At 51.9% G+C, this 24,874-nt stretch carries 25 protein-coding genes and 1 tRNA gene (1 of these 26 only partly in view); 17 read left to right on the top strand and 9 right to left on the bottom strand.

The window, feature by feature from the left end; translation table 11 throughout:
- A protein-coding gene (locus AB1S56_RS00605) for an HD-GYP domain-containing protein (protein ID WP_340873101.1) crosses the window boundary here: on the bottom strand, window positions 1-943 show its 5' portion. It extends 131 nt beyond the left edge of the window; the window shows 943 of its 1,074 coding nt (coding positions 1-943); it begins with the start codon at window positions 941-943; its stop codon lies beyond the left edge, outside the window.
- A 22-nt stretch (window positions 944-965) separates the two neighbouring features.
- Window positions 966-3,467: a DNA gyrase subunit A gene (gyrA, locus tag AB1S56_RS00610; protein WP_340873102.1), complete on the bottom strand. Its 2,502-nt coding sequence runs from the start codon at window positions 3,465-3,467 to the stop codon at window positions 966-968.
- Window positions 3,468-3,732: 265 nt separating this feature from the next.
- Here gyrA and AB1S56_RS00615 point away from each other — a divergent pair, with 265 nt between their 5' ends.
- Entirely contained in the window at window positions 3,733-4,521 is a 789-nt protein-coding gene (locus tag AB1S56_RS00615; protein ID WP_340873104.1) for a YheC/YheD family protein, read from the top strand.
- Window positions 4,522-4,572: 51 nt separating this feature from the next.
- Here AB1S56_RS00615 and gyrB read toward each other — a convergent pair whose 3' ends face one another.
- From gyrB to dnaA, 6 genes are all read right to left on the bottom strand, one after another.
- The gene (gyrB, locus tag AB1S56_RS00620; RefSeq protein WP_340873106.1) at window positions 4,573-6,483 is read right to left on the bottom strand and encodes a DNA topoisomerase (ATP-hydrolyzing) subunit B; all 1,911 of its coding nucleotides are present in this window, start codon (window positions 6,481-6,483) and stop codon (window positions 4,573-4,575) included.
- A 39-nt stretch (window positions 6,484-6,522) separates the two neighbouring features.
- A complete protein-coding gene (gene remB / locus AB1S56_RS00625; RefSeq protein WP_340873107.1) occupies window positions 6,523-6,774 on the bottom strand; it encodes an extracellular matrix regulator RemB in 252 nt (83 codons plus the stop codon).
- Window positions 6,775-6,801: 27 nt separating this feature from the next.
- Window positions 6,802-7,911 (bottom strand): DNA replication/repair protein RecF, encoded by a 1,110-nt coding sequence (gene recF / locus AB1S56_RS00630; RefSeq protein WP_340873108.1) that lies wholly within the window; start codon window positions 7,909-7,911, stop codon window positions 6,802-6,804.
- 29 nt (window positions 7,912-7,940) lie between these two features.
- Entirely contained in the window at window positions 7,941-8,159 is a 219-nt protein-coding gene (yaaA, locus tag AB1S56_RS00635) for a S4 domain-containing protein YaaA (protein WP_340873109.1), read from the bottom strand.
- A gap of 29 nt (window positions 8,160-8,188) precedes the next feature.
- A complete protein-coding gene (dnaN, locus tag AB1S56_RS00640; RefSeq protein WP_340873110.1) occupies window positions 8,189-9,331 on the bottom strand; it encodes a DNA polymerase III subunit beta in 1,143 nt (380 codons plus the stop codon).
- A gap of 157 nt (window positions 9,332-9,488) precedes the next feature.
- Entirely contained in the window at window positions 9,489-10,841 is a 1,353-nt protein-coding gene (gene dnaA / locus AB1S56_RS00645; protein ID WP_340873112.1) for a chromosomal replication initiator protein DnaA, read from the bottom strand.
- Between the two features lie 577 nt (window positions 10,842-11,418).
- On the opposite strand from dnaA, the gene rpmH reads away from it, so the two are divergent.
- The 12 genes from rpmH to AB1S56_RS00705 all read left to right on the top strand — a co-directional run bounded on the left by rpmH (window position 11,419) and on the right by AB1S56_RS00705 (window position 22,168).
- Entirely contained in the window at window positions 11,419-11,553 is a 135-nt protein-coding gene (rpmH, locus tag AB1S56_RS00650) for a 50S ribosomal protein L34 (RefSeq protein ID WP_068681599.1), read from the top strand.
- 84 nt (window positions 11,554-11,637) lie between these two features.
- Complete coding sequence (rnpA, locus tag AB1S56_RS00655; protein WP_340873115.1) at window positions 11,638-11,982, top strand: ribonuclease P protein component; 345 nt, start codon at window positions 11,638-11,640, stop codon at window positions 11,980-11,982.
- Between the two features lie 101 nt (window positions 11,983-12,083).
- Window positions 12,084-12,863, top strand: coding sequence for a YidC/Oxa1 family membrane protein insertase (locus tag AB1S56_RS00660; protein ID WP_340873117.1), 780 nt, complete (start codon window positions 12,084-12,086; stop codon window positions 12,861-12,863).
- Window positions 12,860-13,480, top strand: coding sequence for an RNA-binding cell elongation regulator Jag/EloR (gene jag / locus AB1S56_RS00665; RefSeq protein WP_340873118.1), 621 nt, complete (start codon window positions 12,860-12,862; stop codon window positions 13,478-13,480). The genes AB1S56_RS00660 and jag overlap by 4 nt, the downstream gene beginning before the upstream one ends.
- A gap of 104 nt (window positions 13,481-13,584) precedes the next feature.
- A complete protein-coding gene (gene mnmE / locus AB1S56_RS00670) occupies window positions 13,585-14,964 on the top strand; it encodes a tRNA uridine-5-carboxymethylaminomethyl(34) synthesis GTPase MnmE (protein WP_340873119.1) in 1,380 nt (459 codons plus the stop codon).
- Between the two features lie 9 nt (window positions 14,965-14,973).
- Entirely contained in the window at window positions 14,974-16,860 is a 1,887-nt protein-coding gene (mnmG, locus tag AB1S56_RS00675; RefSeq protein WP_340873169.1) for a tRNA uridine-5-carboxymethylaminomethyl(34) synthesis enzyme MnmG, read from the top strand.
- A 3-nt stretch (window positions 16,861-16,863) separates the two neighbouring features.
- On the top strand, window positions 16,864-17,586 hold the full coding sequence (gene rsmG, locus AB1S56_RS00680) for a 16S rRNA (guanine(527)-N(7))-methyltransferase RsmG (RefSeq protein ID WP_340873121.1): 723 nt from the start codon (window positions 16,864-16,866) through the stop codon (window positions 17,584-17,586).
- A 246-nt stretch (window positions 17,587-17,832) separates the two neighbouring features.
- The gene (gene noc / locus AB1S56_RS00685; RefSeq protein ID WP_340873123.1) at window positions 17,833-18,651 is read left to right on the top strand and encodes a nucleoid occlusion protein; all 819 of its coding nucleotides are present in this window, start codon (window positions 17,833-17,835) and stop codon (window positions 18,649-18,651) included.
- A 115-nt stretch (window positions 18,652-18,766) separates the two neighbouring features.
- Entirely contained in the window at window positions 18,767-19,540 is a 774-nt protein-coding gene (locus tag AB1S56_RS00690; protein WP_340873124.1) for an AAA family ATPase, read from the top strand.
- Window positions 19,521-20,372, top strand: coding sequence for a ParB/RepB/Spo0J family partition protein (locus AB1S56_RS00695; protein WP_340873125.1), 852 nt, complete (start codon window positions 19,521-19,523; stop codon window positions 20,370-20,372). The genes AB1S56_RS00690 and AB1S56_RS00695 overlap by 20 nt, the downstream gene beginning before the upstream one ends.
- A gap of 125 nt (window positions 20,373-20,497) precedes the next feature.
- Complete coding sequence (locus AB1S56_RS00700) at window positions 20,498-21,670, top strand: aminotransferase class V-fold PLP-dependent enzyme (RefSeq protein WP_340873127.1); 1,173 nt, start codon at window positions 20,498-20,500, stop codon at window positions 21,668-21,670.
- Between the two features lie 15 nt (window positions 21,671-21,685).
- Complete coding sequence (locus AB1S56_RS00705; protein ID WP_340873128.1) at window positions 21,686-22,168, top strand: DUF4446 family protein; 483 nt, start codon at window positions 21,686-21,688, stop codon at window positions 22,166-22,168.
- Between the two features lie 16 nt (window positions 22,169-22,184).
- On the opposite strand, the gene yyaC is transcribed toward AB1S56_RS00705, so the two are convergent.
- On the bottom strand, window positions 22,185-22,787 hold the full coding sequence (gene yyaC / locus AB1S56_RS00710; protein WP_340873129.1) for a spore protease YyaC: 603 nt from the start codon (window positions 22,785-22,787) through the stop codon (window positions 22,185-22,187).
- Between the two features lie 102 nt (window positions 22,788-22,889).
- Here yyaC and AB1S56_RS00715 point away from each other — a divergent pair, with 102 nt between their 5' ends.
- The 4 genes from AB1S56_RS00715 to AB1S56_RS00730 all read left to right on the top strand — a co-directional run bounded on the left by AB1S56_RS00715 (window position 22,890) and on the right by AB1S56_RS00730 (window position 24,409).
- The gene (locus AB1S56_RS00715; RefSeq protein ID WP_340873130.1) at window positions 22,890-23,132 is read left to right on the top strand and encodes a DUF3343 domain-containing protein; all 243 of its coding nucleotides are present in this window, start codon (window positions 22,890-22,892) and stop codon (window positions 23,130-23,132) included.
- A 30-nt stretch (window positions 23,133-23,162) separates the two neighbouring features.
- The gene (locus tag AB1S56_RS00720) at window positions 23,163-24,017 is read left to right on the top strand and encodes a mechanosensitive ion channel family protein (RefSeq protein WP_340873131.1); all 855 of its coding nucleotides are present in this window, start codon (window positions 23,163-23,165) and stop codon (window positions 24,015-24,017) included.
- A 3-nt stretch (window positions 24,018-24,020) separates the two neighbouring features.
- On the top strand, window positions 24,021-24,242 hold the full coding sequence (locus tag AB1S56_RS00725) for a DUF951 domain-containing protein (RefSeq protein WP_340873133.1): 222 nt from the start codon (window positions 24,021-24,023) through the stop codon (window positions 24,240-24,242).
- A 76-nt stretch (window positions 24,243-24,318) separates the two neighbouring features.
- Window positions 24,319-24,409, top strand: a tRNA-Ser gene (locus AB1S56_RS00730).
- Window positions 24,410-24,874: the final 465 nt, after the last annotated feature.

The following is a 24,874-nucleotide window of genomic DNA, read 5'->3' on the forward strand; positions in this document are numbered from 1 at the left end:
TTAGACGCACAACGGTGCCATTGTGGAACTGAGTGACCTTCTCTACGAAGGTCTGCACATAAGCCGGGTCCAGCTTGCCGAACGAATCGCTCTGAAGCTGCTCCAGGACGAGGTAAGGAGAAGCCGCTTTGCGATAGGACTTGTTCAGCGTCATGGAGTGGAAGATATCCGCTATGCTGACGATCTTGGCATAGGGATGGATTTTGGTCGCGTCGATACCAAGCGGGTATCCCGTCCCGTCCACTCGCTCATGATGCTGTAATGTCGCAAGCTTGACGCCCTCGTTCAACGCAGCTACATTCTTCAGCAGCTGATAGCCGTGTACGGTGTGGCGCTTCATCTCATCGTTCTCTTCGGCCGTAAGAGGAGTCGGCTTCGTTAGAATGCCTCTATCGATCCGAATATTCCCGATATCCTTCAGAAGGCCGGCGAGTGCCACCTGCATCCAATCCTTCTGAGGCTGGGCCACCCACTGTGCGATCAGATAGGAGGTCATTGCCGACATCACGCTTTTGTGGAGCAGATAGTCGCTTTCCTGGAATACCCTCGGTGAAAAGGTGAGAATCTTGTATTCCGAAATATGCTGAAGCAAACGCTCCAGCTGTGTTCGGACATCCATAATCGGTAGTCCAGTGCCTGTAACGAAGGAGTTAAAAATGGTCCGCAGGAGCACGATCATTCTATCGTATTCCGTCTGCAACGGGTTTGCAGGAGGAATGGGTCTTCCCCCTGCCGCCGGTTCTTCCTTCTTCTCTTCGCCTTCTCTGGCATCGGCAGCCGGAGCTTCGATTGTCACCTTAGCAATCAGAAACGCCTGCAAGATGTCCAATTCCTTCGGCGTAATGATCTTGCCCTTCTGCAGCAGGACACTCCCAAGCGAAGTGAGGACATCTTCTCCGATTTTGTCGCCTGGCTTTACTTGTGATACTCCAACTGTAACCACGGGAGTCCTCTCCTTGCGCTAGTTAGTCAGTGCTGGATTCTGTTGACGGAGGCGCCTCGCCAGGACCCTCTTCCTCCGCATCCACTTCTGCCTCGGCTTCTTCACTGCGCGCGACGCGGGTCACCGTGGCGACGGTATCGTCCTCACGCGTATTAATCAGCTTCACGCCCTGTGTATTGCGTCCCATCGTGGAGATGCCTTCCATGCTGGTTCGGATCAGCGTACCCGATGCCGTCATGATCATCAGATCCTCATCGTTCTCGACGACCTTAAGCGATACAATCGGACCGTTCTTATCGGTCACGTTAAGCGTCTTAATTCCTTTTCCGCCGCGGCTTTGAATACGATATTCGCTGATCGGCGTTCGTTTGCCGTAGCCCTTGGAGGTGACGATCAGCACGTCCTTGTCCATCACGACTACGTCCATATCGATGACAACATCGTCGTCATCCAGACCTATGCCCTTAACTCCTGTAGCGGAACGACCCATGGAACGGACATCCTGCTCTGGGAATCGAATAGACATGCCTTGCGCCGTACCCATAATAATCTCCTGATTCCCGTCCGTCAGCTTCACGCCAATCAGATCATCGTCCTCGCGCAGCGAGATGGCGATTAGCCCTACCTTGCGGATGTTGGCGTAATCGTCCAGCGGCGTCTTCTTCACAACGCCTTGCCGTGTGGCGAAGAATAGATACTGCTCGGCATCGAACGCTTGAACCGGTATAACAGCGTTAACGGTCTCTCCCTGCTCAATCTGGATCAGGTTAATAATTGGAGTGCCTCTCGCCGTGCGGCTGAGATCCGGAATCTCATAAGCCTTCAGCCTGTAGACCTTGCCCTTGTTCGTGAAGAAGAGCAGGAAGTGGTGCGTATTGGATACAAAAAGATGCTCTACGAAATCGTCGTTTTTGGTATCCATACCCACAACGCCCTTGCCGCCGCGCTTCTGGCTGCGGTAAGTGGATACAGGCAATCGCTTGATGTAGCCGGAATGCGTGATGGAGATAATGACATCCTCGCGAGGAATCAGATCCTCGTCCAGAATCTCTTCGTCGCTGGCCGTAATTTCCGTACGGCGCTCGTCTCCGAAGCGCTCCTTGATCTCCTCCAGCTCCGTGCTGATAATATCGAGAACAAGCTGCTCGTCCGCAAGAATAGCCTTGTACTCCGCAATCTTGCGCAGCAGCTCCGCGTATTCCGCTTCGATCTTGTCCCGCTCCAGGCCTGTCAGGCGCTGCAGGCGCATATCCAGGATGGCCTGTGCCTGCTCATAGCTGAGCGAGAAGCGACTGATCAGCCCTTCACGCGCTTCATCCGTCGTCTGGGAAGCGCGAATCAGCGCAATAACCTCATCCAGATGATCCAGCGCGATGCGCAGACCTTCGAGAATATGGGCGCGAGCCTCCGCTTTCCTCAGCTCGAATTCCGTACGGCGACGGATAACCTCGATCTGATGCTGCAAGTAGTGATGCAGCATATCGCGAAGGTTCAGCGTCTTGGGCTCGCCGTTGACGAGCGCCAGCATATTAATGCCGAAGTTGGATTGCAGCTGTGTCTGCTTGTACAGATTGTTGAGCACCACATTGGGATTCACGTCGCGGCGAAGCTCAATCACCACGCGCATGCCGTTGCGGTCGGATTCGTCGCGAAGATCCGTAATGCCCTCGACCTTCTTCTCGCGAACAAGCTCGGCAATCTTCTCCACCAGCCTTGCCTTGATGACCTGATAAGGCAGCTCGTGCACAATGATGCGCGCCTTGCCGTTGTTCTCCTCAATCGTCGCCCGAGCCCGCATCGTAACAGAGCCGCGCCCCGTTAGATAAGCCTGGCGAATGCCGCTGCGTCCCATTACGAACGCGGCTGTCGGGAAGTCCGGGCCTTTGATATATTCCATGAGCTCCAGCGGCGTCAAATCCGGATTGCGGATCAGCGCTTGAGCGCCGTCAATCACTTCGACCAGGTTATGAGGCGGAATATTCGTCGCCATCCCGACGGCAATGCCTGTAACCCCATTCACCAGCAAATTCGGGAAGCGCGAAGGAAGCACAACCGGCTCCTGCTCCTCGCCGTCATAGTTCGGCGCGAAATCGATCGTTTCTTTGTTGATGTCGCGCAGAAGCTCCATCGCCATCTTGGACAAGCGGGCTTCCGTATAACGCATGGCTGCCGCCATATCACCGTCAATGGATCCGAAGTTGCCATGGCCGTCGACAAGCATATAGCGCATGGAGAAGTCCTGCGCCATCCTAACCATCGATTCATATACCGCCGAATCGCCGTGAGGGTGGTACTTGCCGATTACTTCGCCTACGATCCTGGCCGATTTCTTATATGGCTTGTCCGGTGACATGCCCAGATCGGACATCGCATACAGGATGCGTCGATGCACCGGCTTAAGCCCGTCTCTTACATCAGGCAATGCGCGGCTGACGATGATACTCATCGCATAATCCATAAAGGAATCTCGCATCTCCGTGCCGATGTCGCGATCTGTCACTGACATTCGTTGTTCTTCCGCCATGCTTTACCTCCCTGACGTCATCTATCTGTGACCCAATGACTCATTCCTTATATTTGTTTCACAATTGAAGCGTATGTAAACCTTGCCATCTGCGCTTCCTCTGCTGCTCGGGACCTATCTAGGCCATCACAGCAAAAATAGGCCATCCACCATTCTCCATACCAAAAAAACAGTCATAAAGTAAAGAGACCCAACTTTTATTATAGCATTCAATCCACAGTCTGTCTTGTATCCTGTCTCTCGCTATGGAGAAAAAATACACCGGATGAGGAAGCGAGGTGAATGGACATTGGCCATCAGGCGAGTAAAAAGCAAATGGGCCAAAACGAAGGTGCTTCTTCGTTCTCGGGATGTGCGCCCCTATATTCCGTTAACGAAGCGATACAGCCGCGAAGCGCTGCGCGCCCTGCTGGAGCAATTCGGCATGGTGTATGTGAAGCCCGTGAACGGCATGTATGGAGACGGTGTGATTCGTGTCGAGAAGCGGAGGGAAACCTCGAGCTATCACTATCAAATACAGAAGACGGGACATGATGTCCCTTCCTTCGACGAGCTCTGCCAAGAGCTGCAGCGACATATTCAGGGTAAGAGCTACCTGGTACAACGAGGCATACACCTGCTGAAGCATCAAAAAAGAAGATTCGATCTGCGCGTCATGATTCAGCTGAATCCCCGCAATCGCTGGGAGACGACCGGCATCATCGGCCGGCTTGCCCATCCCCGCAATGTCGTCACGAACTATCACAGCGGAGGAAAGATGGTGGCTTTCGAGAAGCTGATGTCCGGGCATCTGTCAGCAGCGGAATTATCCGCATATCGCCAGAAGCTGGAGAAGCTCGGCGAGGCCATTGGCAATCAATTGAGTGCGGCTTATCCCGGGATCAAGGAGCTCGGCGCGGACATTGCGATCGATACCCAATTGCATCCATGGGTGCTTGAGGTGAATACGAAGCCGCATCCTTATATTTTCAACAAACTGTCCGACAAAACGATGCACCGCAAAATTATGCGATACTTCAAGGCCTACGGAGGCGGCAGGAAGAAGCGTGCCTAACTCCCGCAGAACAACAAAGAGCAGCCGACTGCACCGGCTGCTCTCCAAGGGTTAAATATCAAGATTCGTTACATATTTGGCGTATTTCTGGATGAATTCACGGCGCGGCTCAACATTGTCGCCCATCAGCGTATCGAAGATCGTATCCGCTTCAATCGCGTCCTGAATGGAAACCTGCAGCATGGAGCGGCTCTCCGGATCCATGGTCGTCTCCCACAGCTGGGTGGCGTCCATCTCTCCGAGGCCTTTGTAACGCTGAATGTTGATTTTGGCGCCTTCGCCGAATTCGGCGATAACCGCGTCTCGCTCCTTCTCCGTGAGCGCATAGCGCACAACCTTGTTCCGTTCAATCTTGAAGAGCGGCGGCTGAGCGATATATACGAAGCCCGCTTCGATAATCTCTCGCATATAGCGATAGAAGAACGTCAGCAGCAGCGTGCGAATATGCGCGCCGTCAACGTCGGCATCCGTCATAATAATAATCTTGTGGTAGCGCGCCTTCGCAATGTCGAAGTCGTCGCTGATGCCCGTACCGAGCGCCGTAATAATAGCGCGAATCTCGGCGTTGCCCAGAATGCGATCCAGACGGGCTTTCTCCACGTTCAATATTTTGCCGCGGAGCGGCAGGATCGCTTGGAAATGGCGATCACGGCCCTGCTTGGCTGAGCCGCCGGCGGAGTCGCCTTCGACGATGTACAGCTCGCTGATGGAGGCGTCCTTGGAGGAGCAGTCCGCCAGCTTGCCCGGCAAGGAGCCGACCTCAAGCGCACTCTTGCGGCGTGTCAGCTCGCGTGCCTTGCGCGCGGCCTCGCGCGCCCGCGCGGCTTGCAAGCCTTTGTCCACGATTTTGCGCGATACGCTTGGATTCTCCTCCAGAAACTCCTGGAACTTCTCCGCGAAAAACGATTCCACGATGCCGCGTACCTCGCTGTTGCCGAGCTTGGTCTTCGTCTGGCCTTCGAACTGCGGCTCCGGAATTTTGACCGAGATGATGGCTGTCAAGCCTTCGCGAACATCATCGCCGGAGAAGTTGGAATCGTTGTCCTTGATCAGATTCATCTTGCGCGCGTAGTCGTTAATAATACGTGTCAGCGCACTCTTGAAGCCCGATTCATGCGTGCCGCCCTCGTGCGTGTTAATGTTGTTGGCGAAGGAATAGATATTCTCCGTGTAGCTGTCATTGTACTGCAGCGACACCTCCACCTGAATGTGGTCCTTCGAGCCCTCGACGTAAATCGGCGTTTCATGGAGCACCTCGCGGTTCCGGTTCAGGAACGTCACGAACTCGTTGATGCCGCCCTCGTACTTGAACGAATTGGACACGCCTGTCCGTTCGTCCGAAAGGGTGATCTCGATGCCTTTATTCAAAAACGCCAGCTCGCGAATACGCGATTGCAGCGTCTCGTAATCATAGACGGTCGTGTCGGTGAAAATCTCCGGGTCCGGCAGGAAGGTGACCTTCGTTCCCGTCTGCGCCGATTCTCCCACGATTCGAATATCGTATTGCGGAGCGCCTCTGCGATACTCCTGCTGATAGATATGTCCCTCGCGCTGCACCTGAACGATTACATATTCAGACAGGGCGTTCACGACGGATACGCCAACGCCGTGGAGGCCGCCGGACACCTTGTAGCCCTCGCCGCCGAACTTGCCGCCCGCATGCAGGACGGTCATGACGACCTCGAGCGTCGACTTCTGCAGCTTCGCGTTCATGCCGACCGGAATGCCGCGCCCGTTGTCGATGACGGTAATGCTATTGTTCTCGTGAACGATGACGTCAATCTTGTTGCAATAACCGGCGAGAGCTTCGTCAATACTATTATCGACAACTTCCCATACCAGATGGTGCAGACCTTTGCCGCTGGTAGAGCCAATATACATACCAGGGCGTTTGCGTACGGCCTCCAGCCCCTCCAGGACCTGTATCTGACTCTCGTCATACGTATGCTGTTCCAAAGACATGCAAGTTCACTGCTCCTCTCGACTGCTCTTCCTGGTTCATTATCCATTCGCCACGAAATGATGGGCTCGTTTCTTAAGCGTAGAGGAAGATATAGGCGAATAATAAATTTTCTTCTGCGTGACGACTATGGATTTTGGTTCTTCCTCGCCGATTGTCTCAACGTCCTTGCGTCCCCGCGCGCCCGCGACGAACTGCTTGGACAGCTTGGAGGATTGCTCGATGGAAATATCGAAGATGGCCACCAGCTCTGCTGCCCGGATAATCTTCTCTCCGCCCAAGTGAATATACATCCCTCTCACTGCTCCTTAATCGCCCGATTAGACCGTCACTTTGCCTTCCCGCACATAATAGATACCGGCGTCTTGGAGCTTGCTCATGTTGACGCTCTCCAGGCCGGTGGTTGTAATAAACGTTTGCACTTTGCTCTGAAAGGTTTCTATCAGCTGCGTCTGCCGGTTCTGATCCAACTCGGACAGAACATCGTCAAGCAGCAGCAGCGGATATTCGCCGATCTCTTCTCGGATCAGCTCAATCTCCGCCAGCTTCAGCGACAGCGCCGTTGTGCGCTGCTGCCCTTGCGATCCGAACACTTGCGCTTCCTTGCCGTTAATGAAGAACGCCAGATCATCGCGATGAGGCCCCACAAGCGTGACTCCTCTCCGAATCTCCTGATCTTTCACCTTTGTTAACTTTATCATAAATTGATCAAATAAAACAGATTCATCTTGCAGCGCGTCCGTGTCGAAGGAGGGACGGTATTCGATCGTCAGCTGCTCCGAGCCGTTAGTGATGCCGGAATGGATGTTCTCCGCGAACACTTGCAATTTATGTATAAAGTGTTTCCTTTTTTTCATGATTTTAACACCAAACTCTGCCAGCTGCATATTCCATACGTCCAGCATCGCATGATTCATGCCCCCGGGCGAGGCGGACTTCAAGTAATTATTCCGCTGCTGCAGCACTTTGCCGTACTGCGTGAGCGTATGCAAATAGCCGGGCTGCACCTGTCCGATTTCCATATCGAGAAATCTTCTTCGTACGCCCGGCGAGCCTTTGACGATCTCCAAGTCTTCGGGCGCGAACATGACGACGTTCACCGAGCCTATGAAATCGCTCAGCTTGCGCTGCTCCAGCCCATTGATCTTCGCTTTTTTGCCTTGGGAGGAGAACAGCAGATCCAGCGTGGCGTTGCCGTAACGCTTGCTCACCTCACCCGAGATGCGGGCGGAATCGCCCTGCCAGCCGATCAGCTCCTTATCCTTGGAGGTGCGATGCGACTTGGATAGCGCAAGGACGAATATCGCTTCCAGCAAATTCGTCTTCCCCTGGGCGTTCGGCCCCAGGAAGACGTTCACCTTGTTCGGCGTTGCGAGCGAGAGCTCTCCGTAATTGCGGTAGTTATGCAATTCAATGCGATGTAAGAACAATCTGTAAGCCCTCCCGCTCTATAAGAGCTTCACTTCTCGGCTGTGACAACAAACGCCCCAAAGCCCTCTACTTCGACGCGATCTCCCACGTACAGCTTCCGGCCTCGGCGATTGTCCACATCGCCGTTGATGTGGATAATCGTTTCCTGGACAAAAAATTTGGCTTGTCCACCTGTGGATATGCAGTCCGCCAGCTTCAGAAACTTGCCGAGCTCAATATATTCCGTTCGAATGGCGATTTCCTTCATCCCTTATGACTTCCTCTCTTCGAGCGTAACTAGCCCGTTGTACGATATGGCAGAATGACATACAAGCTGTAATCGTGATCCTCAGGTGAAATAATAATGGGTCTCATGGCTCCTGTGAAACCGAAGAACAGCCGTTCGCTGTCGATAACCTTCAAGACGTCAAGCATGTATTTCGAGTTGAACGAGATGCGCAGCGGTTCGCCCTTCATGCTGATGGCCTCCAGCTGCTCTGTCACTCGGCCCAGCTCCGTGGAGCTGGAGGATATTTCGATTGTGCCATCCTCGAAGGCGACCAACCGGACGATATTGGTCTTCTCCTCACGCGACATAAGGTAAGCGCGGTCGATCGCGTCCATGACCAGCTTGGTATCGAGAACGAGCTCCGTCTCGAATTGCTGTGGAATGATTTTGGACGTATCCGGGTAAGTGCCATCCAGAATCCGCGTGTAGAACAAGATATGATCCACCTTGAAGAGGACCTGGTTCTCGGCCACGACGATATCCACCAGCGTATTCTGATCCGGAATGAGGCGGGACAGCTCGCTTAAGGTCTTGGCGGATATGACGACATTGCTGAAGTGATAAGAGCTGTCCGCATTGACATTGGTTCTGCGGCTGGCGAGGCGATGGCGGTCCGTCGCCACGAATTTCAGCTCTCCCTCATGAAGATTCCAGAGAACGCCGGTCAGTATAGGCGTCTGCTCGCTTGTGGATGCGGCCATAATCGTCTGTTTGATCATGGATTTGATCAGATCGCCGGGAACCTGCAGCACATCCTTCTGTTCAACGTCGGGCAGAATCGGGAATTCCTCGGGATCCAGTCCCACCATCTGAATTTCCGTGGAGCCTGAGCGGATCGTCGTCTGGAAGCTGGCGCTCACCTCGATAACAACCTGGTCGGAAGGCAGCTTCTTGACGATCTCTGCAAAAAATTTGGATGGCAGCACCACGCTTCCAGGCTTATCTACCGTGGCGATAATGAGATCTCCTTGTTCTACGGTGATAAAGCTTTGAATAGATATATCTGTATCACTTGCGGTCAAGGTTACATATTGGTGGTTAACATCAATCTTGATGCCTCCGAGAATCGGAATGGCGGGTCTGGAGGAGGCCGCTTTCGCGACGTGTTGAATCGCTTCGTTCAGCTCGTTTTTGGAAATCGTCAGTTTCATCTCGTCACCCGTTTCGGCGTATTTTTGAAGATATTTTTTAATAAATTATTAGTAGTCGTAGTAGTAGGGGCCCTGAATATGTGGATAACCCCGTCAAACAGGGATAAAGCAAGCCTATCCACATGTGCATAGCGTGTGCATAGGCTTGCTTGGTTGTTCACATTTGGTTTTTAATTTTTTCTGTCAGGTTTTGCACAATTTTGTAGAGCTCCTGATCGGACTTTAGCTGCTGCGATATCTTCTCATGGGCGTGGATGACCGTGGTATGGTCTCTTCCCCCGAACGCTTCGCCAATCTTCGGCAAGGAGAACTCTGTCAGCTCGCGGGACAGGTACATAGCGATTTGCCTAGGGAAGGCGACGGCCTTGGTCCGTTTGCGCGCTTTGAATTCCTCCATCCGCAGCCCATAGAACTCGCCGACCTTCGCTTGAATGTCACCCATCGTAATCATTCTAGGGCGTCCCGACGGAATGATGTCCTTCAGCGCTTCCGCGGCCAGATGCGAGGTGATATCGGCATTGATAAGGGAGGAATAGGCGACGACGCGGATCAGCGCGCCCTCAAGCTCCCGAATATTCGTGTTGATCTGATTGGCGATATAGTTCATCGCTTCGTTCGGAATATCGAGATTCTCCGCTTTGGCTTTCTTGCGAAGGATCGCGATTCGGGTCTCCAGGTCAGGCGGCTGAATATCCGTAATCAGACCCCACTCGAAGCGGGATCGCAGCCGATCCTCCAGTGTCGGAATTTCCTTAGGGGGACGGTCGCTGGAGATCACGATATGCTTGCGTTCCTCGTGCAGCGCGTTGAAGGTATGGAAGAACTCCTCCTGCGTCTGCTCCTTGCCCGCCAGGAATTGAATATCGTCAATGAGCAGAACGTCGATATTGCGGTACTTGGTGCGGAAGCTCTCGCCCTGGTTGTCCCGGATCGCGTTGATGAACTCGTTGGTGAATTTCTCCGATGAGATATAAAGAACCCGAGTATTCGGGTTATGATCCATAATATAATGCCCGATGGCATGCATGAGGTGCGTCTTGCCGAGACCCACTCCGCCATACAGGAAGAGCGGATTGTATACCTTGGCCGGCGCTTCCGCGACGGCAAGCGAGGCGGCGTGTGCAAACCGGTTATTCGCGCCTACGACGAACGTATCGAACGTATACTTCGGGTTCAGCATATTGATATGCGGCTCCTCGACATTAACGGGCGCTTTGGGCGGCCTCGGCGGCTGCGCGACGCTCTGCTCCGAGTTTTTGGGCTCCCCGATCGAAAATTTAACGTCGACCTGTCTTCCTAAAAAATCGAATAAGGTTGAGCGGATGAGCTTTGTATAGCGGCCCTCCAGCCATTCAGCCGCAAATGTAGTTGGCGCGGTAATCTCAAGCACGGAATCATCAACAAAAGAAGCCTTCGTTTCTTTGAACCAGGTATCGTAACTTGGTTTACTGAGCTTGGTTTGGATGATTGACAATACTTGTTGCCATAAATCGTAAGTATGGCTGTCCACAGACTGTCACTCCTTATCATCAATCGCGCGGAACGCGGATGTACGCAGAAATATGTCGAATTGAAAGGCGATGCGGATCCAATCATCCACATTATTAAGAATGGCTTCCCGATCAGTTATAAATAGTGGATAAACTTGTTCACAATGTTATCCACAGCCTGTTAATAATATTGCACCGAACGGACCGCAGTCCACAACGAAAACATATCCATCATAGCAAATGGAGCCTTATATTTCAACGAGTTTGCGTATATTATCCACATCCTCAATAACTTGTGTACAAAAGTTATCTACAACACTAGATATTGTTTATATCTTGTTGAGATTTCGACAAAGTTCGAAAAATGCCGATCTTTTTTATCCACATGTTATTAATTTGCCGCGGGAGGTATGCCCTTATACATTTATCCACAACCTATAGAGGGGCGATGCGGGGCAGCATTTGCCAGCAAGGTGGACCGGGGCTGTACGTTGACTTTTGCCCGCTGGCGTGGTTTAATAGTAAAAGTGATTTTTACGGTGGTGCGGCCTTCAGGCCGAGTACACTTCTACATGGAATATAGGAGGTGCAGCATACATGAGACCTACATTTAAACCGAATGTTAGCAAACGCGCCAAGGTTCACGGCTTCCGTAAACGGATGAGCTCGAAGAACGGCCGTAAAGTACTGGCGGCTCGTCGTCAGAAGGGCAGAAAAGTACTGAGCGCGTAAGCAGAAGACCACGTCTGGTGGTCTTTTTTTTTGCTTTCCTGGCGATACTGAATAGATTGAGGAAGGGAACGGTGGCGGACAACTATGCGCAGAGCACTGCGTCTTCGAAATCGCGATGATTTCAATCGGATCTATAGAGGCGGCAAGTCGTTCGCAAACGGTCAATTTGTAGTATATTGGTCGAAGCAGAAGGCTGCTGAGCCGTTCCGTCTGGGCGTATCCGCCAGCAAGAAGATCGGGAATGCCGTTATGCGCAACCGAATGAGGCGGATGGTGAAGGAGATTGTTCGACATATGGAGGATCGGGTGCTGCCTCGCACAGACTTCATTCTAATAGTAAGAAAGCCGGCAACGGCAATGTCCTACAAGGAGCTGGAGAAGAGCATTCATCACGTGCTCAAGAAAGCCGGTCTGCTGAAGGAAAGATAAGGCGGAGGGACGAGCCGGGGCTTGTTTATTTGTAGTCTAAATTATGGTATAGTCAAACTTGGAATAGAACTAGGCTAACGGCTCTTTAGAGAGGAGATTAGATGTTGCTTCGGAATACAAATCGCAAATGGCTGCTCGTAGTCGGCTTGGTGATGGCGTTAGGCTTGCTTGCCGGCTGTGTGCCTGCAGACCATACCATGGACACCCCTGACTTATTGGAGGGCAACTTCTGGGAGAAAAACGTTGTTTATTATTTTGCCATTACGCTTGATACGTTCGCCAGCTGGATGGGCGGCTCTTACGTGCTTGCGATCCTGCTGCTTACGATTGTGGTGAGGACCTTGATTCTTCCGCTCACAATCAAGCAATTCCGCAGCTCCAAAGCGATGCAAGCGCTGCAGCCGCAGATGGCGGAGATCAAGAAGAAATATAAGGATAACCCGCAGAAGCAGCAGGAAGAGACGATGAAGCTCTTCCAGACGCACCAGGTGAATCCGCTGGCCGGCTGTCTGCCGCTGATCGTTCAGATGCCGGTGTTCATCGCACTGTATAACGCGATTTATTGGAACAAGGATATTCGGACGGAAGAAATTTTCGGCGTTGTTCTAGGTGAGCCGAGCCCATGGTACTTCCTGCCGGTGCTTGCCGCTCTGACAACGTTTATTCAATCCAAGATGATGCAGAAGCAGCAGACGCAGCAGATACCGGGCATGGCGATGATTATGACGATCTTCCCGGTGCTGATCTTCGTGATGTCGCTGTCCTTCCCGGCAGCCCTGCCGCTGTACTGGGTATTCAGTAACACGTATACCATCGTCCAAAACTATTTCCTATACGTACGTTCCTCAGACAAGGGTAAGAAGGAGGTCCTTGCGAAATGAAGAAAATCGTTGCATCGGGCAAGACGATAGACGATGCGGTGCGGAATGGATTGGCCCAATGGCAAGTAACGGAAGATCGCGTGGAAGTTGTTGTATTGGAGCAGCCCTCCAAAGGACTGTTCGGATTGTTCGGCGCCAAGGAGGCGAAGGTAGAGCTGTCGCTTATACCGGATCCTATCGAGGAGGCCGAGCAATTCCTACATGAGGTAGCAGGAACAATGGGAATGTCCGTGCGTATCGATCGCAATCATACAAGAGAGGGAACGCTGCTGTCCGTATCGGGCGGCGGGGACCTCGGCATGCTGATCGGACGGCGGGGCGGAACGTTAGACGCTTTGCAGTACTTGACTAATATTGTGGCCAATCGTTATGCAACCAGCCATCTTCGTATCGTTCTCGATGCAGAGGATTTTCGCGAGCGTCGGCGCAAGACGTTGGAGGAGTTATCCGACCGTCTGGCGGGACGCGTCATTCGCACGAGAAAGGAAGTTGTTCTCGAGCCGATGTCATCGCATGAGCGCAAGGTTATCCATTCGCAGCTTCAGAATCACCCCAAGGTGAAAACCTTCAGTAAAGGCGACGAGCCGAATCGGCGTGTCGTCATTGCACTGAGGTAAGCGAATCGAAATCCATCTATACCTTATAATCGCAGCAATGGCTTCTAATCGGGTCATTGCTGTTTTTCCATTTTATGATTGGACCGGAAGAGGTGTGAGCAAGCATGGTGCATGATACGATAACGGCCATCTCCACAGCGGTGGGTGAAGGCGGCATTGCGATTATTCGCATTAGCGGACCGCAGGCGATCAGCGGGACGGATGCGATATTCAAGTCGAAAATAAGTCTAAAGGATGCGGATACGCATACCGTACATTACGGACATATTATAGATCCAGCCTCCGGCGAGAAGGTGGAGGAGGTGCTCGTTACGCTGATGCGAGGGCCGCGCTCCTTCACGGCGGAGGACGTTGTGGAGATTAACGCGCATGGCGGCGTTATTGCGGTGAAGAAGGTGCTTGACGCGGTGCTGCAGCAGGATGGCATACGTACGGCGGAGCCTGGCGAGTTCACCAAACGAGCGTTCTTGAACGGACGAATTGATCTGATGCAGGCGGAGGCAGTTATCGATCTGATCCGCTCCAAGTCGGATCGGGCGTTCTCGGTAGCGAGGAAGCAGGCAGAGGGGGCTTTGTCGAAGCGGATTAAGGCGCTGCGGCAGACCGTTATCGAGCTGCTGGCCCATATCGAGGTCAATATTGATTATCCGGAGCATGATGTTGAGGAGATGACGAGCGCGTATATTCGCGAGCAATGCCAATCGGCCATCGGCGAAATCGACAAGCTGCTCAAAACCGCAAGCGAGGGCAAAATATTGCGGGAAGGCATTATGACGGCCATCGTAGGCCGGCCGAATGTGGGCAAGTCATCGCTTATGAACATGCTGACGCAGGAGAACAAAGCTATCGTGACGGATATCCCCGGCACTACACGGGATGTCATTGAGCAATTTGTTACGTTGAACGCTATTCCGCTTCGCTTGCTGGATACGGCCGGCATTAGGGAGACCAGCGACGTGGTGGAGCGAATTGGCGTGGAGCGTTCGCGGGACGCGCTGCAGGAAGCGGATCTGATCCTGTTCGTGCTGAATTATAACGAGCCGCTGGGCGAGGATGACCGTCAGCTGCTGGAGCAGCTGAGGGAGCGATCGGTTATCGTTATTATTAATAAGATGGATCTGCCCGGGCAGCTGGAGCTGTCAGAGGTGGAGAGGTATGTGTCCGCCGACTCCATCGTCAGGATGTCGGTGCTGCAGGAGCGCGGCCTGGACGCGCTGGAAGCGACGATCAGCGAGATGTTCTTCGAGGGCCAACTTGAGGCGAATGACTTGACCTATGTGAGCAACGTCAGGCATATTGCGCTCCTTAAGCGGGCGAGACAATCGCTGTCTGATGCCATAGAAGCGACGCACGCGGGTATACCGATTGATGTGATTCAGATCGATGCGAGACAGGCTTGGGAGTCGCTAGGAGAAATTCTGGGCGATGAAGCGGGCGACTCGCTGATAGACCAAATATTTTCACAGTTCTGTCTTGGAAAGTAGGGATAAATGATGGGATATATAGCAGGACAATTTGATGTTATTGTCATCGGAGCGGGCCATGCCGGCTGCGAAGCGGCACTTGCTTCGGCGAGAATGGGCTGCGAGACGCTGCTTCTGACAATTAATTTGGATATGGTGGCGTTTATGCCGTGCAACCCGTCGATCGGCGGGCCGGCGAAGGGGCATGTCGTGCGCGAGGTCGATGCGCTTGGCGGCGAGATGGGCCGCAATATCGACAAGACGTTTATTCAGATGCGCATGTTGAATACGGGCAAGGGCCCCGCGGTTCATGCTCTGCGCGCGCAGGCCGACAAATTCTCCTACCAGCATCTCATGAAGAAGACGATTGAGGAGACGCCTCATCTGACGCTTCGTCAAGGTATGGCGGAGGAGCTCATTGTCGAGGACGGCAAGTGTGTCGGCATCCTCACGAAGACAGGCGCGGAATATCGCGCCAAGGCGGTAGTTGTGACGACAGGCACCTATCTGCGCGGCAAGATCATTATGGGCGAGCTGATGTATGAGAGCGGTCCGAACAACCAGCAGCCTTCCGTGCGCTTGTCCGCAAGCCTCAAGGAGCACGGTCTGGAGCTGATCCGCTTCAAGACGGGTACGCCTCCGCGTGTTCATAAGGACACCATCGATTTCTCCAAAACGGAAATTCAGCCAGGCGACGAAAAGCCGAAGTTTTTCTCCCATGAGACGGAGGCATCCAGTAATGAGCAGCTGCCTTGCTGGCTGACTTACACATCGGAGAAGACGCATCAGATCATTAACGACAATCTCCATCGCGCTCCCATGTTCTCCGGCGCTATTGAGGGTACTGGACCTCGTTATTGTCCGTCCATCGAGGATAAGATTGTGCGGTTCGCCGATAAGCCAAAGCATCAAATCTTCCTGGAGCCGGAGGGGCGTCATACATCCGAATATTACGTGCAAGGCTTGTCCACAAGCATGCCGGAGGATGTGCAGCTCGATATTTTACGTTCAATCCCAGGATTGGAAAAAGTTGAGATGATGCGCAACGGTTATGCGATTGAATACGATGCAGTTATCCCCACTCAGCTATGGCCTTCGCTCGAAACAAAGAAGATTGACAGCTTATTCACAGCTGGACAAATCAACGGCACCTCGGGTTATGAAGAGGCGGCTGGACAAGGCATTATGGCGGGGATCAACGCGGCGCGCAAGGTGCAGGGCAAGGAGCCCGTTATTATTGGCCGCTCCGAGGGCTATATTGGTGTTATGATCGATGACCTGGTCACAAAGGGCACGAATGATCCTTATCGCTTGTTAACCTCGCGCGCTGAATATCGTCTGCTGCTTCGCCATGACAATGCGGATCTTCGTCTGACGCCAATCGGCTACGATATTGGGCTCATTCCTGAGGAGCGCTATAACAGCTTCCTGCGGAAGAAGGAGCTGGTGGAGCGTGAGGTGGAGCGTCTTGCTTCGACGAAGATCAAGCCTGATGATGTAGCGGATATGCTCCAAGCAGCCGGCTCCGCACCGCTGACGCAAGGCGGCGATATTCTGTCTCTGCTCCGCAGACCTGAAGTAACGTATGCACACTTGGAGTCGGTATCGCCAAGCCCCTTCGAGCTGACGGACGAGATGAAGGAGCAGGTCGAAATTCAGATCAAATATGCGGGGTATATCGAAAAGCAGCTGCTGCAGGTGGAGCGCCTCAACAAGATGGAGAAGAAGCTGATCCCGGACGATATTCGATATGAGGAAATTAACGGCTTAGCCTCCGAAGCGAAGCAGAAGCTTAGCGTGATCCGCCCATTGTCGATTGGGCAGGCTTCCCGGGTTGCCGGTGTTACGCCAGCTGACATCTCCATACTGCTTGTCTACCTGGAGCATTACAATCGTGTGAAGGCGGCTAGAGGCTGAGGCATGGATACGACGACGACATGGTTTGTTGAAGCGCTGGCGGAGAAAGGCATCAACCTTTCTCCGCGTCAGCTGGAGCAATTCGAGCTGTATTTCCGGATGCTGGTGGATTGGAACGAGCGGATGAATCTAACGGGCATCACAGAGCGTGACGCCGTGTATGAGAAGCATTTCTATGATTCGGTGTCGCTAGCCTTCTTCGTTGACATAGGCCGTGTGAAATCGCTGGCCGATATTGGCTCGGGGGCAGGCTTTCCTAGTATCCCTCTCAAAATTTGTTTTCCTCATCTGCAAGTCATGATAGTAGATTCGCTTAACAAACGAATTGGCTTCCTGAATGCTCTGGTAGAGCAGCTTGGCCTTGACGATGTAGCCTGTATTCACGGTCGGGCTGAGGATGTCGCAAGGCTGACTGCATATAGAGACGGCTTTGATCTTGTGACGGCACGCGCGGTTGCTCGTTTGAATGTGCTGAATGAATTTTGTTTGCCGTTTGTGAAGAAGGGCGGGTTATTCGCCGCCATGAAGGGCTCACAATCGGAGGAAGAAGTGAAGGAGGCAGCTACCAGCTTCCGGGAGCTGAAGGGTGTCTTGAAGGCTCAGCACGCATTCCGTTTGCCTCATGAGCAGTCGGACAGGGGGATTGTTCTGGTATCCAAGCGAGAGGCTACGCCTCGGCAATATCCGCGCAAAGCCGGAACGCCATTAAAGCAGCCTATCCTGTAGGGGAAGAGGAGCAGCACGCTATCCGCAATTGTTCCACGTGAAACATATAGAATTCCGTACACATAATGATCACGATTTGTACATGGGATAATATAAGTGTCAAGCAGGATTTCGGAGAAATGAAGTCGAATGGTTAGACATAACGAAATGTCCTCTCAAGGATGAGCGGGTCTTTCCTTTCGAAAGAAACCTAAGCGGCAAGATTACGCTTAGGATTTATCACATGATCGGGTGGTAGTCATCGATATGAAAGAATCATTTTCTCGTTTGTTCGGTTTGACTGAGCAGCGATCGGGACAAGAAGAAGTGCGGCAGATTCCTATAGGCGATATCGACACGAGTCCGTTTCAGCCTCGTACGATATTCGACGACGACCGTATTGAGGAATTGTGTCAGACCATTAAGACTCATGGTGTGATTCAACCGATCGTTGTTCGCATGCGCAATAATCGATATGAGATCATTGCAGGAGAAAGACGTTGGCGGGCCGTGACCAAATTAGGATATGAGACGATACCGGCCATCGTTCGCGAGTTCAATGATTCACAGACCGCCTCCATTGCGCTTATCGAAAACTTGCAGCGTGAGAATCTAACCGCCGTCGAAGAGGCGATTGCATACCAGAAGCTGATTGAGCTCCATCAATTAACGCAAGAGAGCTTGGCTCAACGTCTGGGCAAAAGTCAGTCGACCATTGCCAATAAGCTTAGATTGTTGGCTCTTCCGGAATCTATTAAGCTCGCATTAATGGAACGGAAGATTACGGAGAGACACGCTCGCGCATTATTGTCGCTGGATACCGAGGAGCTGCAGCTGAGGGTGCTGGAGGAGATTATTACCAAAGACCTGAATGTGAAGCAGACTGAGGTGCGTATTGCGTTTCTTAAGGAAACAACAAAACCGAAAAAGGCGAAACGAATCTCATTCACCAAGGATGTGCGGTTGGCCTTGAACACCATTCGTCAATCCATTGATATGGTGTCTGGCTCTGGCCTTCAGATTAAGACGAATGAAAAGGATCACGAGGATCATTATGAGATTGTGATTCAAATTCCAAAGCGTTAGCACTTATGCGTTATTCATGTTATTTCAACTAAATGCTATGAACTAGTGTGCCGCCTTCACTGAAGGCGGCGATGCCATTTGTACAAAAGCTTCACTCATGAGGTGAGAAAGAATAGTGTCGAAAATTATTGCAATTGCCAACCAGAAGGGCGGTGTCGGAAAAACGACAACGTCTGTTAATCTCGCTGCTTGTCTTGCTTCTCTGGGGAAAAAGGTTTTGTTAGTCGATATTGACCCACAGGGCAATACAACGAGCGGTTTGGGCATCAACAAAGCGGATGTGCCGAACTGTATATACGATGTGTTAATCAATGATGTGCATCCCAATGATGCTATGGTAGAGAGCAGTGTGCCAGGTCTGAAGGTTATCCCGGCAACGATCCAATTGGCGGGAGCCGAGATTGAGCTGGTGCCGACAATCTCAAGAGAGCTGAGATTGAAGAAGTCGCTGCATATGGTTAAAAATCAATTTGATTATATTCTCATTGACTGTCCGCCATCGCTAGGCATCCTAACGATTAACTCATTAACAGCAGCCGATTCTGTTTTGATTCCGATTCAATGTGAATATTATGCCCTGGAGGGCTTAAGCCAGCTTCTGAATACGGTGCGTCTCGTGCAGAAGCATCTGAATACAACACTGCAGATTGAAGGCGTCCTCCTGACGATGCTGGATGCCAGAACCAATCTGGGCATTCAGGTTATTGAGGAAGTGAAGAAATATTTTCAGCAGAAGGTGTATCAGACCATTATCCCGCGCAATGTGCGATTGAGCGAAGCGCCTTCTCATGGTCAAGCCATTATCACATATGATCCGAAGTCGAAGGGTGCAGAAGTTTATCTTGAACTTGCGAAGGAAGTGATTATGTATGAGCAAGCGGCTAGGTAGAGGACTGGACGCGTTAATCCCATCCTTATCGGTGAATGATGATGACAAGGTTATCGAGGTGCCATTAAGTCAGCTTCGGCCCAATCCGTACCAGCCTCGGAAAACCTTCGATGAAGACTCCATTAAGGAGCTGGCGGAATCCATCAAGCAGCATGGCGTCATTCAGCCGATCATTGTCCGAACGGTACTGAAGGGCTATGAGATTATTGCAGGCGAACGCCGTTTCCGTGCTTCGCAATATTGCGGCAACACAACGATTCCGGCTGTCGTTCGTACATTCACGGATCAACAGGTGATGGAGATTGCGCTCATCGAAAACTTGCAGCGTGAGGATCTGAATGCGCTGGAGGTTGCGGTAGCTTATCAAGCGCTGATGGACAAGTTCAGCTTAACGCAAGAAGAGCTGAGCTTGAAGGTAGGCAAATCACGCTCTCATATCGCCAACTTTGTTCGACTGCTCACGCTGCCTGCTGAAATCAAGGATTATGTTTCACGTGGAACAATCTCGATGGGGCATGCCAGAGCGCTTGCAGGGGTGAAGGAGCAAAACATCCAGAAGCAGTTGGCTGAACAAACAGTGAACGCCGAATGGAGCGTTCGTGAGCTGGAGGATGCCATTCAGAAGCTGGATTCCCGCCAAACACCTGAACAGAAGTCGCAGAAGCAGAAGAAGCGTGATCCGTATATTGAATCGTTAGAGGAGACGCTTCGTGAACGCTTCAAAACGACGGTGAAAATTAAGCAGCAGAAGGATAAAGGGAAGATTGAACTGCAATATTATAATAAGCAGGATCTGGAGAGACTGCTTGATCTACTTCAATTATTGGCATAATGGAATGATATCATTAGATGCATGACAGCTTGTGGATGATGGCATATCAAAGTTGTAATCCCTCGGTTGAAGGATTAAACTAAGATATGCCATTGTTGATTTACAGGGTAGGAGAGGTGGACAATATGCACAAAGAGGAAGCACCATTCATCTATTTGGACCATGCGGCAACATCCTGGCCGAAGCCAATAGCGGTCACAGAGGCTGTCACGCATGCCATGCTGAATGACGCCGCGAACCCTGGCAGAGGAAGCCATGCTATGGCTGTCAGAGCTAGCAGGGTGTTGTTCGATGCGAGAAAGCACTTGGCCAAGCTGTTCAATATTCGCAACCCTAATGATATAGCCTTCACATCCAACACCACCATGTCGTTGAATTTGGCTATCAAGGGATGGGTGAAGCCAGGGAATCATGTTATCGCTACGTCGGTGGAGCACAATTCCGTTCGGCGACCATTGTATCATTTGGAGCGGCATAACCAGCTAGAAGTTACCTACATCGAGTCGGACGCCACGGGTAAAATAAAGGTGGAGGATGTTGAAAAAGCCATTCAACCCCATACAACGATGATTATCGTCAATCACAGCTCGAACCTGCTGGGCACGATTTTGCCTGTAGCGGAGATTGGTGAAGTGGCGAGAAAGCATGGTGTGAAATTACTGGTGGACGCGGCTCAAAGCGCCGGTATTATGCCTATTGATGTGCAAGCGATGGGCATAGACCTGCTGGCCTTCCCCGGGCATAAGGGGCTGCTTGGTCCACAAGGGACAGGAGGTCTGTATATCGCTCCTGACATGGAGCTGGAGCCGCTCCTGCATGGCGGGACCGGCAGCCAGTCAGAGACGCCAGAGCAGCCGCTTGTGCGCCCAGACCGGTATGAGGCAGGCACCCAGAACACACCGGGCTTAGCGGGTCTCCGAGAGGGCGTTAAGCACGTGCTGAAGCTGGGAGTAGAGGCCATCTACGAGCATGAATGGAAGCTGGCGCAGCATATGATGGAGGGGCTTAGCGGTGTTAAAGGGGTACGGCTGCTGGGTCCTCCGCTGGGAGAGGCGAGAACGGGTATTGTCGCGCTGCATATGGATGGTGTTGATCCATCAGAGCTTTCATTTATATTGGACCAGCATTATGGAATCGCCGTTAGAGCGGGATTTCATTGTACGCCGTTAGCGCACGCTGCAGCGGGAACCTCGTCAACAGGAGCGGTAAGGGCGAGTGTAGGGGCATCTACTTCTGTTGACGAAGCCGATGCATTTGTCCGGGCCATCAAGGAGATCAGAGAGCAATATCGTATATAGGGGATGGGAATAGAAATGGACGAATGGTACTTGGAACCAAGCTTTATCGCAATCGTCGCAGTCGCTTTTGTAACAGCTTTGCTCGTCATCTGGATAGCGGTGCTGGGCGTGCGACTGAAGAGACTGAGAAAGCAGTACGTTGCCGTGATGGGGAATACGGGCTTAACGAATATGGAAGATGTCATCGTAGAAATGAAGGGACAGCTGGAGGCGCAGCGTCAATACATAGATACCCTGCAGCATGAGCTGAAGGACGTACAGGCTGCTCTGCCTCAGATGAAAGCAAAGCTCGGCATCATACGATACAACGCATTCTCGGATGGCGGCAGCGATCTCAGCTTTTCATTAGCCATTCTGAACGCAGAGAAGGATGGCGCCGTGTTCTCAGGCCTGCACAGCAGGGATAATACGTATGTGTACGCGAAGCCCGTTGAGAAAGGGCAATCGTCGTATACACTGACCCCGGAAGAGCGCAAGGCCATCGATGCGGCCAAATAGCCGCACCGCATAAGGTTTAATCCGAAGCAGCCGCTTGATCACGGGCGGCAGAGGTGATGTGGACATGATTGGCGATTGCAGTGAAGAGACTGGTCGCGATGACATCCGACATGCGAATGACAAGGTGCAGCCTGGTGTTCTGCAGGACAAAATATTCCATGAACCCGCCTACATTCACAATGCCGGTTACATGAATATCGCCAACGGGAGGGAGCTCCTTATTCACGCCTGCTCCAGGACGAACCGGTCCTTCTCCAATCTGAATGCAGCCTACACTGGAAACCTGGCCAAGGCAGGCGTCGATTCCGATGATGTAAGGGTTGGCATGCGAAGCTTGAATTGCCGCCAATGTATCCTCCAAATTCATGGCGTGCACAGGCTCCTCCAGCGTGCCATAGAGATGGAAGTGAGGGCTGCGGTACTTGAGCAGGGCCGTGCCAATCAGAGGGCCTAATGCATCGCCTGTAGAACGATCTGTGCCGATGCACACAACGACAATGGGACGAGTACTTGGAACCTCCATTAGAAAGCCGGAGAGACGATTGACAAGCATACCTACGATGCCTGATGTGGTATAGGGGACTTTGAATGTAGCTTCTTTCATAAATGGCAGTTTCATAGAATCCCTCCCATTAACGCTTATATGATACTAGTATATGGATGGGACAACCAATTTATACTTGGCGGAGAAGGGAAAGTTGGCGGAAAGGACGAAAGGGACATGCTGCTTATTGCATTCGATTCGACGCAACAGGCGCTGAGAGCGGAGATGCTGCTCGAATACGCAGAAATTGAAATCGATATTTGTCCGACGCCGAAGGAAATTACGGCGGGCTGCGCGTTGTCGATCCATTTTCCAGAGGAAGACCTTGCGACAGTGAAAGACGTAATTGTACAAGAGTCGGTAGAAATCAGAGGCATATTCAAACCCGCAGCGGAAGGGTATGAAGAGATAGAACGATAAGGGACAGGCCAGGAATGGAGGGATGCGATCATGATGGAGTGGTACAACAGCATGGTGGACATGCTGCCGGATGAGGTTATGTGGGAGAAGCTAGCAGTCGGGGCGTTAAGAATCATCATTATTCTAGTATTGAGCCGAGTGGCTCTATGGATTCTACATAGGATGATTGACAGAGTCATGCTGGAGCGTACGAGCAAGTACGTTCAGAAAAACGTGCGAAGAATGACGACTGTCGGCAAGCTGCTGCGCAACGTGACGGCGTATATCGTATATTTTATTACGGCGATGCTGGTGTTGTCGGAGGTTGGTATTAATCTTGGGCCGCTGCTAGCGGGGGCTGGCGTAGTGGGGCTGGCCATTGGCTTCGGCGCGCAGAGCTTGGTCAAGGATATTATTACAGGCTTCTTCATTATCCTGGAGGATCAATTCGCGGTTGGCGATGTTATACAGACAGGTCAATTCAAGGGTACAGTGGAGGTCATCGGGCTGCGTACGACGAAGATATTAAGCTGGACCGGAGAAGTCCATATCGTGCCTAACGGCATGATTAATGAGGTGACGAATTTCTCTATCAACAACTCCTTGGCGGTTGTGGACGTATCTGTTGCGTTCGAGGCGGATGTGGATCAAGCTATGATGATCATCAAGGAGACTGCAAAGGAAATTCAGTATGATGACCTGGTGAAGGAGCCCGAGGTGCTGGGCGTTCAGATGATGTCGGCATCCGGCATAACGATCCGCGTCGTGGCGGAATGCAGACCGAACACGCAGCATGCGCTCGCCCGGAAGATGAACAAGGAGATGAAGGCGGCATTCGACCGTTATGGCATCGAAATTCCATATCCGCGCATGGTAACATACCAGAGGGGTATGAAGGAGGGGTAGAGGATGGAGCGTAAGCAGTTCGAGCTTGGGGATATCGTCATGATGAAGAAGCAGCATCCCTGCGGCACTAACGAGATGGAGATTATCCGGATGGGGATGGACATTCGAATCAAGTGTGTAGGCTGCAAGCATAGCGTCTTGATCCCTAGAGCCAAATTCGAGAAAAACATGAAAAAGGTGCTCCGTTCCAAAGCAAGCGAGGAAGGCTCTGATGGGTCAGAATAGACGGCATTTGGAGCGCTAAAAATTATGCGGGACACGCTTGCACAGAGGTTCGATATGTGATATATTATTACTTACTGGAGAGGTACCCAAGAGGCCCAAGGGGGCTGACTCGAAATCAGCTAGGCGTGTCAAAGCGTGCGTGGGTTCGAATCCCACCCTCTCCGCCACTCTATAAACAATGAACAGCGATCTCATCGGAGGTCGCTTTTTTTATGGGCATTTTAATGAAATTAGCGGGGGATGACATAGAAGAAGAGGACTCCTGAGAGTCCTCTTCCTGACGGTGTTTGATCTGGTATTCGGTATTCTCGCACAACAGCTTCTTGAAACATCTGAGTGTAACCGGAGTTAACCCTCTCGCGCTTCATGACGCGGAGTTACCTAAAGTGTTCTTTAGCACAACGCCTCGCTTTAACGTGAAGTGGATGAAATACGCTTAGATCCTTGCACCAATGGGTCCAATGGAACCACACCTCTCTTCCACCGTCATTTATAGAATGACCCCTTTGCGGTTTTCTTATTCGTACATCTTCATGAAATTTTAAAAAATAGCTCAGGGCAACAGGAAAAGAGGGCTCCTGAGAGTCCTCTTTCCTGACGGTGTTTGATCTGGCATTCGTGTATCCTCGCAC

Source organism: Paenibacillus sp. PL2-23 (assembly GCF_040834005.1).
Lineage (GTDB): Bacteria > Bacillota > Bacilli > Paenibacillales > Paenibacillaceae > Pristimantibacillus.